Below are 12,217 nucleotides of genomic sequence, written 5' to 3' on the forward strand. Positions count from 1 at the left end.
TTGTCTCGATATTTTCTTTATAAAATTACACGATGATTAACCCGTCGGCAAATGGCTGGATAGATAAATTTTTTTTGGAGCAAGGACAGCATGTTTTGTCCGAAAATCATCTGTCTTTTTACGAACAAATAAGAAAAACTGGTTTTATCTACGGTCATATTATCAGCATCAATACACCTACTCCAATTGATATTTCACAATGGAAAAGCGATGAAATTTCTAAAGTAGCTTTGGTAAACACCTTATATTCTGTTTATTGTTTTGCAAATCAAGATGCTAATCCTAGTCTTTTTATAGAAAAAACAGTTGCGTTTTATAATGAAATGAATCAAAAAGAATTTTCGTTTTTTAAAAACATTATTCCCTCTAATGCTTCCAATAAACTTGAAAGTCTGATTAATGATCGAGTTCAAACAAATAAAGATATTATTAGCAAAAATTTTTCGCATATCCTTACCAATGCATTATTATTTGTAGATGTTTTAGCGTACAATAAATTTCTCATCCACAATCAAATACCCGAAAAATATCTCAAAAAAACAGAAGAAATCATTTTGAGTATTGTATCGCTATCATTACAACTCAAGACTAAAAAATCTAATACCGATGATTTACTAATAAAACTTTTTGAAGCATCTGTAAGGTATACGAAATTTTCGGATTTAAACAAATCGTCTGATTTAGATAGTCTACCATTGCACTATTTCACCGAAGATTTTGAAAAGTACTATTTGTTAGATATGGCTGGAATGGCATTATGGAACGATGGCATTATCGAAAACGACGAAATTTACTTTCTGCACAAGTTGGGAGAAAAACTTGAATTATCAAGTCAATTTATTGATTATAGTATTGAAACCACAAGTGAATTTATTTCAACAAATAAGAAAGACATTCAATATTTTAATTATTCCAATCCGGTAAAACATTTTTACGAGCAAACCACGCATGGTGTTGAAATTCTTATAAAAAGAAACAGCAAACGACTTTTGAAAGAACTTTCTGAAAGTAAAGAATTGGTATCACTTTTGGCAAAATCGACTCATAGAGATTTGAGTAAAGAAGAAAAAAAGAAAGTAAAAAAACAATTGTTAGACGTGTGCAAAAGCATTCCATCGTTAACTATTTTTTTACTTCCTGGTGGTGGCTTGTTGCTGCCTTTATTAGTAAAATTTATTCCGCAATTATTACCGTCAGCATTTAATGAAAATCTTGATGATTAAAATTTAAGTTGATACACAGTATCCAAATCTACATTCGAACTTATATTTACATCCAAATCGGTTACATAACCTGAATTTAATCCGTAGGCCCAACCATGCAATGTAAGTTCTTGTCCGTTTCTCCAAGCACTTTGAACTATTGATGTTTTGGCTAAATCAAAAACCTGCTCTTTTACGTTCAACTCTACAAATTTGTTAAAACGCTCCTCTTCATCTTCAAAAGAATCTAAGTAGGTATTGTGTAATCTGTACACATCTTTTATATGTCGAATCCAATTGTCAATAATTCCAATAGAATCATTTCCCATTGCAGCTTTTACACCACCGCAACCATAATGACCGCAAACTAAAACGTGTTTTACTTTTAAAACATTTACAGCATAATCTAATACGCTTAGCATATTCATATCACTATGAACTACCATATTGGCAATATTTCTATGTACAAAAACTTCGCCGGGTTTTGCGCCAATAATCTCGTTTGCTGGTACACGACTATCTGAACAACCTATCCAAAGCAAATGTGGATTTTGCCCTTTGGCTAAATCTTTAAAGTAATCTTTATCAACTTCAAGCTGATTTTCAACCCAAGTTTTGTTATTATCTAATATTTTTTTATAAAAATCACTCATCGATGTTTGATTAATTTTAGTGCTTAAAACTTCTGTTTTTTTGTAACTCAAATATACTATTAAAAAAACCATTAATCAAATAGTTAGAACTAATGATTAATGGCTTCTAAGAAAGTACTATGAGCAATTAATGCTTTAACTCTGCTACTGAAAAATTAGGATTTTTGTCGTCTTTAATATAAGATACGTCATCATAAAAAGTAACTTCACCAGTTTCGATATTGTGCATTGCACCCACTACACCAATCGCGCCACTTTCAATCATTTGCTCTAAAATAAAACTACGCTCTATGATGTTTTTTACACTTCGCTTTACATTAATTTGAGAAACATTTTCAACAAATACCCCATTTTTAGAGGTTCTATCTTCTGCAACTGTTTTTTCTTCATAAACAGCTGGTTGAATTTTAGATAACAATTCGGTTAAATTTCCCATTTCAACATGATCACAAGCACCTTTTATAGCGCCACATTTACTATGCCCAAGTACTACAATTAGTTTTGAACCAGCTACTTTACAAGCAAACTCCATGCTTCCAAGTATATCTGCGTTAACAATATTTCCTGCAATTCTTACAGAAAAAATATCACCTAAGCCTTGATCAAAAATTAATTCGGCCGATGTTCTACTGTCGATACAACTTAAAATTATAGCAAATGGCCATTGACCATCTCTTGTGTCATTAACTTGTTCAAGTAAATCGCGGCGAGCTTGAAGATTTTTTATAAATCTTTGGTTTCCATCTTGTAAAATTTCTAAAGCTTTTCTTGGTGTGATTGAAGATTGTAACTCTTTATTTAATGTTTTCATTTTTTATTCGTTTAAATCAGTATTTTTATTTATTTCAACTTTAATTGTTTGTCTCTTTAGAGCATCATATTTATGCTCGTAGGTGACTGTATTTTTAAAACCTTCGCTATTTTCAAGATTGTAAGCATCTTTAAATCCGATAAGTTTTACTTTAATATTTTCATCTTTGGCTCTAAACTTTTTGAATTCTTTAATTAAATCTAACACATCGTGCGCAATATATACGGTATCAGATGCATTTATAACAACTTTGGAATTTTCGGGTATTGATAACAATGTAGTTTTTATTGCCGACTTGTTCAAGAAAGAAACTTCCTGAGCCAAATCGATATGAATTACATCTCCATCGGTGTATTCTTCTTTGGTAAATTTGTAGGCGCGTTTTGCATTTCCAATCAAAATAAAAATTACATTAACAACCATTCCAAGCGCAACTCCTTTTAACAAATCGGTCAAAACAACTGCCACAAAGGTTAAAATAAAAGGTATAAATTGATATATTTTATCTTTTTGCCAAAAGTGTTTCACCGTTTTTGGACTAGCAAGTTTGTAGCCAACCAATAGCAAAATTGCTGCTAAAGTTGCATAAGGAATTTTATTTAACACAACCGGAATTGCCAAAACACTTATCAATAACAAAACGCCATGAATGATTGTTGACATTTTAGATTTTGCTCCAGCATTACTATTGGCAGAGGTTCTAACTACAACCGAAGTCATTGGTAAACCACCTAATAGAGCACTGATAAGATTACCTAAACCTTGTGCTTTCAACTCAATATTGGTATCTGAATAGCGTTTTTGAACATCCATTTTGTCGGCTGCTTCAATACATAACAACGTTTCTATAGAAGCTACTACTGCAATTGTACCAGCAACAAACCATACTTTGGGATTTATAATTGCGGTGAAATCGGGAACAACTATAATATTTTGAAGCTCACTTAAAGATTGAGGAACAGGTAAATTCACTAAATGCTCTTTAGAAATTGCTAAAGAACTTCCAGTTCTTACAAAATATTCATTCAGTAGAATACCAACAATTACGGCAACTAATGCTCCTGGAACAACTTTTAACTTTTTTAGAAAATCAATTTTTGTCCATGAAATTAATATTGCCAAAGAGATGAGAGTAATTACTACCGAACCCACTTGCATATAATCAAAAACTGAAAACAATTCTGAAAATGTATTTTTACCATCTACTTGAGAAAAAGCTTCATCACCTTCAAAATCAGAATCTAAACCTACCGCATGTGGAATTTGTTTTAAAATTATAATCAATCCAATACCGGCTAGCATACCTTCAATAACATTACTTGGAAAGTAGTTGGAAATAGTTCCAGCCTTAATAAAACCAAGAATTAATTGAAAAATTCCAGCTAAAAAAACTGCCAAAAGAAAGGCGTTGAATGATCCTAAATCGGTAATAGCGGTTAAAACAATTGCAGTTAATCCTGCTGCTGGTCCAGAAACACTAAGATGCGATGTACTTAGATATCCTACAACAATACCTCCAACAACTCCAGAAATTATTCCTGCAAAAAGTGGTGCGCCCGAAGCCAATGCTATTCCCAAACACAATGGAAGTGCCACCAAAAAAACCACTAAACCCGATGCAAAATCAGATTTAAGGTTAGAAAAAAGATTTATTTTTTTTGTCATACCTAAAAATTTAATACAAAGAAACAACTTCACACAATGTGAAATTTATAAACGTAAACTTGTACTAAGCCATTTTAGGCGGTGGAATCAAAATTTCTTTAGATATCAATCTTAAATTAGATTGGTACCCGCTAAAAATCCTAATTTTTGAAGTGTATGAATAATTGATAAGGTCAAACGAATAACATTCTTTAATTTCGGCTTTTATTTCTTTGTGTATTTCTTCTTCGGCGCTTGAATAAAAAGCAGAAACGTCCGATTTCTTTTCTATTAAGGTCACAATAGTAGGAACAGCTAGAAAAGATACAAAAAGAAACAACAAAATGTTAGCCACTAATTTCATAAAGCAAAAATAGTTTTTAAAAGCGCTTTCTATTTACCATTACATTAAATTTAACAACCAATTATTTTAATGATTCTCCGAGCCAAGCGTTCATCATCCAAATTGTTTTTTCTTGTTCTTTGATAAAATCACTCATCATCGAATTGGTACCTTCATCATCAATAGCACCCGAATTGGATAATATAATACGCTCTATTTGTAATAACTGCGAAAGTGAACTTACAATAAGCTTAATTGCTTCTTCATCTTGATGAATGTTTTTACCTATTGCTAGTTTATTATTTTTTATATAATCATCGAAAGTATGCAATGGCGTACCTCCTAATGTCAAAACTCGTTCTGCAATTAAATCAATTTTTAATTGACTGTCGTTATACAATTCTTCAAATTTTACATGTAAATCAAAAAAACGTTTGCCGCGAATATTCCAATGCAAACCACGCAAATTCTGATAATAAATTTGAAAATTAGACAGCAAATTATTCAATTCAACCACTAATTGTTCAGTCTCTTTTTGAGGCAAACCTAAAGCGTTCATATTTCTATTAATTTTTATCAAACTTACAATAAAAATTGTAAATTTTACTATAAGATAAATTGATAGTTTTTATATTTGCATAAAATAGAATTATAAATGACAATTACTCAATTACAATATGTTTTGGCAGTAGCCGAATACAAAAACTTTACTTTAGCAGCCGAAAAATGTTTTGTTACGCAACCAACTTTGAGTATGCAAATTCAAAAAATCGAGGAAGAACTTGGTATTCAAATTTTTGACCGAACTAAAAAGCCAATTCAGCTTACCGATATTGGACAAAAAATAGTTAATCAAGCCAAAAATATTGTAAACGAAGCAGATCGAATTCACGACATTGTACAACACCAAAAAGGGTACGTTGGTGGTGAATTTAGAATCGGAATAATTCCAACAATTATGCCGACACTTTTACCCATGTTTTTGAATAATTTTATAAAAAAATATCCAAAAGTTAAACTGATTATTGAGGAATTAAATACCGATGAAATTATTTCTAAACTCAACAACGGACATCTTGACGCAGCCATTGCAGCAACTCCTTTAAACGAAGAAAAAATAAAAGAAGTTGTTTTGTATTTCGAACCGTTTGTAGCCTATATTCCAGAAAATCACGCTTCTTATAACAAACCAGAAATTGAGGTTTCAGATTTAAATTTGGATGAAATTCTATTACTTCAAGACGGACATTGTTTTAGAGACGGCATTTTAAATTTATGTAAAAATGGTGGTAACGCTGATAACGGACATTTTCAATTAGAAAGTGGTAGTTTTGAAACACTTATTAAACTTGCCGACGAAGGATTAGGAATTACCCTATTGCCATTTTTGCACACACTAGATTTAAATGAAAAAGACAAAAATAAAATTCGCCATTTTAAAGAACCAAAACCTGCACGAGAAGTTAGTTTAATTTATCCTAAAACAGAACTTAAAATTCATATAATTGATGCATTACGAAGTACTATTGCAGGAGTTATAAAAGGTGCAATCGTATTTCAGAATGTAGAAATTATTAGTCCTAAACCCATTAAATAATGGTAGTAAAATAAAAAAGGAACCGTTTAAGTTCCTTTAGTTTTTATTTATTAACAATCAGTAAACATTGATTTAATTCGGGCTTTTCCTTAACAAAATTTACCAACCAAATGGTTAATTCTTCTATTTCATAAGGCAAAAGCAACTTGACAGCTTTTTCTAATTCTTTACAAAAAAGTTTAGTGTCAAAGCTAACTCTTTCTAAAACCGATTTAGAATAATCGTAGATTAATCTGGACATAGATTTGATATTTTTTTGGTTTGCTTAGTCTTGGTAAGAGAACGTTGTTTTATAGTTTATCAAATTTAAAAAATAGTTTTTGTCAAAAACATAATACTACGTTAAAATTCTATTTGCACTACTGTTAAAGTTTTTTAGCCCTAAGCATTTCTCTCTTTCCCGGTGCGCCAGGTAATTTTTCTACAGAAAACCCTGACGATATCATCGCATTTTTTATTGATGTTCTGCAAGCATAGGTTACCAAAACTCCATCTTTTTTTAATGCTTTGTACATGATCTGAAAAATTTCTTCCGACCACAATTCGGGTTGAACGGCAAATCCGAATGCATCAAAATAAATTAAATCATATTGTTCCACATCAGTAATATCTTCAAAACGTTGTTCTCGTTTAGTTAAGCGAAAATTGTCTGAAATTAGGTGTTTTTCTTCCCAAGTAGTGTGGTGCATTTTCAGAAAAAAATCCAACTGATTATCCGCTTTAAGTTCGGATACAAAATTCATTTGCGCAACTTCTTCAGCAGCTACAGGATAGGCTTCTACACCAACATAATCAATTTTCTGATTCAATTTATTGGCTTCTAAAAAGGTAATAAAAGCATTTAAACCAGTACCAAAACCTATTTCTAAAATAGAAACGGATTTTCCTTCAAATAAAGAAAATCCGCTTTTTATAAAAACATGATACGCTTCTCGAATAGCGCCATGTTTAGAATGATAACTCTCGTTGAGTTCAGGAATATGTATTGTTGTTGAACCGTCACGCGTTATTTTTATTTCTCTTAGCATAATTTTGTAACGTACAATTACTTTAAATACAATTTTTTAATCTTAGGAATTGGACCGCCACATTTATTTTCATGACAAGTAATACAAGCATCAACCCCGGCATTATAATTCTTTTTTTGATTTTCTAAATCAGAATATAATTTCTTTTGTGATTCAATATAAAGTTTGGCATTGGTTTTAAAAAAAAGATCATTATCAGTCGAATCTGTAAACTTAGCCGTATGAATTTTCATGTAGTAATCAGGAAATTCGCCTAGCGCTTCGCCTTTAGCAATTTTTTCTTTTACACTCAAATTTTGAACATACATTTGTTCCATCAATCCGGCCATTTCCGACATGGTGTACATCTCAAATTCTTTACTTGTTGTAGTATCCGATTGTATAGAATCTTTATTATCATTGGCAATCACCGCTTCTTTTTTCTGACAAGAAAAAGATAATAATACAACAAAAATTATCAAAAATAGCTTTCTCATTAAGATTATGATTTCTTAATTAAAACACCTGTTGCTTTGAAAGAATACGTGATTTCAGGTTTTTTAATTTTATTGATTTCAGCTTGCGATTTTCCAGCATCTTTTGCATAATGTTTCAATTCATCAACAGAAACCACATCTATAAAAGCGATTCCATTTATAATTGCTTCAGAATTGTCGGCATTTAAAGGCACGAAAAAACCATAGTCTTTAAATTTTACGAATGACTGTTGGTTTTCTGTTAAGTCCATTTGCATCCAACATCCTTTTTTCTTACAAACTTCTTTTATATTTGATTTAAACTTTACTTGTATGGAATCGCCTTTTTTAAGTGTCTTGTATTTTTTAAGCATTTCCTTGTTAGTCAAAACTTTAGTAGGCTCAAATTTATCTCCAAATAACGCATAATCTTTAACGTTTACAGTTGTAGCCTTTGCTTGAGAAAAACCATTTAATCCAATTGCCATAACAATTGAAACTATCATAAGTTGTAATTTTTTCATTTTAAAAGTTTTAAATTTTAATATCCGACAAAAATAATGAGTTATTGAAAACATTCGATTAAAAAAGCATCTTTTTTTTATATTCTTTAACAAATACTTACTTTTTAAAGAAAACATTTATTAGATTGTAAAAAAGGATTAATTAAATCAAATTTGATTAAAAGTACATACATTTTTTTAGTAGTTTAGCCAAAATTAATACACAACTTTATAAACTAATAAAGTTTATTTTCAAACTATTGAAAATCAATGTTTTAAATAAATTTTATCTAAAAATAACTTAGTAAATGAGTTTAAAAACTACGCTCGAAATCGATATAGTTAAAGCTACTTCATCAAAAATTGATTCGGTAGATTTTGAAAATCTAGCTTTTGGAAATGTATTTACAGATCACATGTTGGTTTGTGATTTCAAAGAAGGAAAATGGCACAAACCTGAAATTAAACCCTATGCGCCATTCTTAATTGATCCGTCTGCCAAAGTATTTCATTACGGACAAGCCATTTTTGAAGGAATGAAAGCCTATAAAGACGAGAATGATGCTGTATGGCTTTTTAGACCTGACGAAAACTTTACTCGATTCAACAATTCGGCCAAGCGTATGGCGATGCCAGAAGTACCACATGACGTATTTATTGAAGGACTAAAAACCATTTTAGAAATCGATAAAGAATGGGTTAAAAAAGGTATTGGAAATACATTATATATAAGACCGTTTATGATTGCAGTTGGTTCTGGCGTAATTGCACAGCCATCAACGCAATACCGTTTTATGATTATTCTTTCTCCTGCAAAATCGTATTATTCTGGTGAAGTGAAAGTGATTATTGCTGAACATTTTTCACGCGCTGCTAATGGTGGAATTGGAGCTGCAAAAGCGGCTGGAAATTATTCTGCTCAATTTTATCCTACCAAATTGGCAAATGATAAAGGTTTCCAACAAATTATTTGGACCGATGATGCAACACATACCAAGCTAGAAGAAGCTGGAACAATGAACGTTTTTTTTAGAATAAATGATACTTTATTGACAGCACCAACAAGCGAACGAATTTTAGATGGTGTAACAAGAAAAAGTTTGATAGACTTAGCCAAACGTGAAGGAATTGACGTAGAAGTGCGTTCGGTATTGGTAGAAGAACTTGTAGAAGCAGCTAAAAATGGCTCGTTAAAAGAAATATTTGGCGCAGGAACTGCAGCTGTAGTAAACCCAATTACTGGATTTTCATATCAAAATACGTATTACGAATTGCCTAAACTAGAAGATTCAATTGCTTTACAATTAAAAGATAAGCTTACAAAAATACAATACAAACTTGCAGAAGACACCTTCGGTTGGACAGTTGAAGTATAATTTATTGTGAACTACTAAATAAAAAAATCGATTGTCATTTGGCAATCGATTTTTTTTCGTGGAAGTATGAACTATTATTTTAAAATAGCGTCAAAATTTGGCTTGAAGTAATTTGGCCCTTTCATAACTTTACCATCTTCTCGATAAATAGGTTTTCCATTTTCATCAAGTTTACTCATATTACTTCTCTGAATTTCGTCGAAAACCGCTTCAATTTTATCTTGTAAACCATGTTCTATAATAGTTCCACAAAGGATATAAAGCATGTCGCCAAGTGCATCGGCTATTTCAACAATATCATTATTCTGCACTGCTTCAAGATATTCTTCATTTTCTTCTTTCATCAAATTGTAACGAAGCATATTGATGTTTGAACCCAAATCGGCTTTTAAAGTTTCAGAAACACCTATACCAAAAGCAGTATGGAATTCTTTAACGGAGTTAATTTGTTTTTGCATTTTTATTAATTTATTGTGACTGCAAAGTACAAATTTTGATTTCAAAATAGTAAATTTGTTGAAAAATTAGCAATTATGTTTACAACTGGGCAATGGATTTTTGCAGCACTTTTTTTAATAGCGTTTGTTATTGCAATGATAATAGCATACGGTAAAGACAAAGTATTACACAGCCAATTTTATAAAGGGAATTATAAAATATTACTAGGTTTCTTCGGATTTATTATGCTTTTATTTTTGATAAAAATCTTCTTTAAACATTAAAATTATCAGATTGTATTACAAACGTTTAACTACAAAATAATTTTACTATTTTTACCACAACAATTTTAGTTTGAGATTAAAGATGAGAATCCTAAAATATATTTTATTACTTGTTTTATTATTACTAATAGGATTAACCGTTTTTGTATCAACCCAAAAAGCCGATTACAATGTTACCGCAAGCAAAGTAATTAATACTCCAAAAAGTACACTGTATAGTTACATAAACGACTACAGAAATTGGGAATCATTCGAAACTAAATTAATTTCAGACCAATCGATTACTTATAATTATCCAGAAATCACCTCGGGAAAAGGAGCTTCTTTTTCTTGGAAAGGTTCAACCGATGGAAAAATGAAAACGCTGTTTACAAAAGAAAACGACAGCATTTTTATAAATAAATACGAAAATGGTGAAAAAAGTGAAGTTACTTTAAAATTTAAAGACACCATTGGAGGAACTAAAGTTACTTGGCAAAGCAAAGGAAAACTTGACTTTAAAAGTAAAATACTATCTTTTTTTAACGGAGGAATCAACTCTGTAGTAGGTAACCAAAATGAATTAAGTTTAGAAAATTTAAATAAAAGCTTAAACTACGAATTAAACACATTTAGTATCAAAGTTAATGGTATTGTAAATCGTTCAGCTACATTCTATCTCAAACAATCCATAGTTTCTAGAGAAAAAAATGTAAATAAAAACATTAAAATTTTACTACCTCGTATGACCAAATTTGTCGAAAAAAATAAAATTGCCACCAACGGTAAACCATTTATTTTATACACAAAATATGATCGAATTAATGATTTAATAGGACTTTCGGTTTGTATTCCAGTTCGCGATTCAATATTTATATCGGCAGGAAGCGATATGCAATCAGGACAACTACCAGCTTATTCTGCTTTAAAAACTACACTTACTGGCGATTACAGCCATTCTCAGAAAGTATGGAAAAAAGGATATGAGTATTTGATGAAAAACAAATTGGAGCGAAATACTACATTACAAATCATTGAAGTATATACTAAAAACAGTCTAGATGCAAAAGCTCCATCTAAATGGATAACAGAAACTTACATTCCGATTGTTCCAAAAACAGTAGCTCCAAAACCAAGTTACAGAAAGCTTGTAGATTCAACTGCAACTAAGCCAATCGTTCGTTCAGAAAGCACTTCGGTAACACCCTAAGTTAAGTTTAAAATATAACGAGCAAGTTGTAAAAAAACCTTTTACCTTCTTAAAAGATAAAATTTTGTTTTGGATTAAACCTTTTAAACTATCTTTATTCTAATTGATAAATGGTTTTAGCTTGCAAGACGAAAAAGATTTTATAAAAGAGTTGCTCGATGTGAAAACGCAAAATGTTGCGTTTCAAAAATTGGTACGCGATTTTCAAAAACCATTATACAATCATATTCGAGGAATTGTTTTGAACCATGACGATGCCGATGATGTTTTGCAAAACACATTTATTAAAGTGTTTCAATATTTAAAAAATTTTAAAGGTGATAGCAAACTTTTCTCATGGATGTATCGCATAGCTACCAACGAAGCAATAACTTTTATAAACAGCAAAGCCAAACGAAACGGAACAACAAGCGAAGCATTACAAACAAAAATTGTAGAAAATTTACAATCGGATGTTTATTTTGACGGAAATGAAATTCAGTTAAAATTACAAAAAGCCATTATTACTTTACCAGAAAAACAACAATTGGTCTTTAAAATGAAATATTTTGAAGAACTAAAGTACGAAGATATGTCGGAAATTTTAGGAACTTCAGTTGGTGCGCTCAAAGCGTCGTATCACATAGCTGTGAAAAAAATTGAAGAATATATGAAACACGATTAAACCTTTTAGAAATGAAAATGTCTTACAGAT

The 12,217-nt window shown here is 30.7% G+C and carries 15 protein-coding genes; 5 read left to right on the forward strand and 10 right to left on the reverse strand.

Going from position 1 to position 12,217, the window contains the following annotated elements:
* Nucleotides 1-32 precede the first annotated feature (32 nt).
* Nucleotides 33-1,223, forward strand: coding sequence for an LETM1-related biofilm-associated protein (locus tag ACZ098_RS02900; RefSeq protein WP_487310230.1), 1,191 nt, complete (start codon nucleotides 33-35; stop codon nucleotides 1,221-1,223).
* Here ACZ098_RS02900 and can read toward each other — a convergent pair.
* The 5 genes from can to ACZ098_RS02925 all read right to left on the reverse strand — a co-directional run bounded on the left by can (nucleotide 1,220) and on the right by ACZ098_RS02925 (nucleotide 5,212).
* Nucleotides 1,220-1,855 carry a carbonate dehydratase gene (gene can, locus ACZ098_RS02905; RefSeq protein ID WP_487310231.1) on the reverse strand — a complete coding sequence of 212 codons (636 nt, stop codon included), beginning with the start codon at nucleotides 1,853-1,855 and terminating at the stop codon, nucleotides 1,220-1,222. The two genes, ACZ098_RS02900 and can, sit on opposite strands and share 4 nt — an antisense overlap.
* A gap of 127 nt (nucleotides 1,856-1,982) precedes the next feature.
* Nucleotides 1,983-2,666 carry a carbonic anhydrase family protein gene (locus ACZ098_RS02910; protein ID WP_487310232.1) on the reverse strand — a complete coding sequence of 228 codons (684 nt, stop codon included), beginning with the start codon at nucleotides 2,664-2,666 and terminating at the stop codon, nucleotides 1,983-1,985.
* A 3-nt stretch (nucleotides 2,667-2,669) separates the two neighbouring features.
* Nucleotides 2,670-4,331 carry a SulP family inorganic anion transporter gene (locus ACZ098_RS02915; RefSeq protein ID WP_487310233.1) on the reverse strand — a complete coding sequence of 554 codons (1,662 nt, stop codon included), beginning with the start codon at nucleotides 4,329-4,331 and terminating at the stop codon, nucleotides 2,670-2,672.
* A gap of 64 nt (nucleotides 4,332-4,395) precedes the next feature.
* Nucleotides 4,396-4,674, reverse strand: a complete 279-nt coding sequence (locus ACZ098_RS02920) for a hypothetical protein (protein WP_487310234.1) — start codon at nucleotides 4,672-4,674, stop codon at nucleotides 4,396-4,398.
* 61 nt (nucleotides 4,675-4,735) lie between these two features.
* Complete coding sequence (locus tag ACZ098_RS02925) at nucleotides 4,736-5,212, reverse strand: Dps family protein (protein WP_487310235.1); 477 nt, start codon at nucleotides 5,210-5,212, stop codon at nucleotides 4,736-4,738.
* 96 nt (nucleotides 5,213-5,308) lie between these two features.
* Between ACZ098_RS02925 and ACZ098_RS02930 the strand changes: the two genes are divergently transcribed.
* Nucleotides 5,309-6,250 (forward strand): LysR substrate-binding domain-containing protein, encoded by a 942-nt coding sequence (locus ACZ098_RS02930; protein WP_487310236.1) that lies wholly within the window; start codon nucleotides 5,309-5,311, stop codon nucleotides 6,248-6,250.
* A 43-nt stretch (nucleotides 6,251-6,293) separates the two neighbouring features.
* Here ACZ098_RS02930 and ACZ098_RS02935 read toward each other — a convergent pair whose 3' ends face one another.
* The 4 genes from ACZ098_RS02935 to ACZ098_RS02950 form a co-directional block, all read right to left on the reverse strand.
* Nucleotides 6,294-6,491, reverse strand: a complete 198-nt coding sequence (locus tag ACZ098_RS02935; protein WP_487310237.1) for a hypothetical protein — start codon at nucleotides 6,489-6,491, stop codon at nucleotides 6,294-6,296.
* Between the two features lie 124 nt (nucleotides 6,492-6,615).
* Nucleotides 6,616-7,278 carry a tRNA (5-methylaminomethyl-2-thiouridine)(34)-methyltransferase MnmC2 gene (gene mnmC2, locus ACZ098_RS02940; protein ID WP_487310238.1) on the reverse strand — a complete coding sequence of 221 codons (663 nt, stop codon included), beginning with the start codon at nucleotides 7,276-7,278 and terminating at the stop codon, nucleotides 6,616-6,618.
* A gap of 17 nt (nucleotides 7,279-7,295) precedes the next feature.
* Nucleotides 7,296-7,754 (reverse strand): hypothetical protein, encoded by a 459-nt coding sequence (locus ACZ098_RS02945; RefSeq protein ID WP_487310239.1) that lies wholly within the window; start codon nucleotides 7,752-7,754, stop codon nucleotides 7,296-7,298.
* Between the two features lie 5 nt (nucleotides 7,755-7,759).
* Entirely contained in the window at nucleotides 7,760-8,257 is a 498-nt protein-coding gene (locus ACZ098_RS02950) for a DUF4920 domain-containing protein (RefSeq protein WP_487310240.1), read from the reverse strand.
* A 287-nt stretch (nucleotides 8,258-8,544) separates the two neighbouring features.
* On the opposite strand from ACZ098_RS02950, the gene ACZ098_RS02955 reads away from it, so the two are divergent.
* Nucleotides 8,545-9,612 (forward strand): branched-chain amino acid aminotransferase, encoded by a 1,068-nt coding sequence (locus tag ACZ098_RS02955; protein WP_487310241.1) that lies wholly within the window; start codon nucleotides 8,545-8,547, stop codon nucleotides 9,610-9,612.
* 74 nt (nucleotides 9,613-9,686) lie between these two features.
* On the opposite strand, the gene ACZ098_RS02960 is transcribed toward ACZ098_RS02955, so the two are convergent.
* Nucleotides 9,687-10,070 (reverse strand): pyrophosphohydrolase domain-containing protein, encoded by a 384-nt coding sequence (locus ACZ098_RS02960; protein WP_487310242.1) that lies wholly within the window; start codon nucleotides 10,068-10,070, stop codon nucleotides 9,687-9,689.
* A gap of 346 nt (nucleotides 10,071-10,416) precedes the next feature.
* Here ACZ098_RS02960 and ACZ098_RS02965 point away from each other — a divergent pair, with 346 nt between their 5' ends.
* Both ACZ098_RS02965 and ACZ098_RS02970 read left to right on the forward strand, forming a co-directional pair.
* Nucleotides 10,417-11,523 carry a GyrI-like domain-containing protein gene (locus ACZ098_RS02965; protein WP_487310243.1) on the forward strand — a complete coding sequence of 369 codons (1,107 nt, stop codon included), beginning with the start codon at nucleotides 10,417-10,419 and terminating at the stop codon, nucleotides 11,521-11,523.
* A gap of 121 nt (nucleotides 11,524-11,644) precedes the next feature.
* Entirely contained in the window at nucleotides 11,645-12,187 is a 543-nt protein-coding gene (locus ACZ098_RS02970) for an RNA polymerase sigma factor (protein WP_487310244.1), read from the forward strand.
* Nucleotides 12,188-12,217 lie beyond the last annotated feature (30 nt).

This window comes from Flavobacterium sp. SP2 (assembly GCF_057626655.1).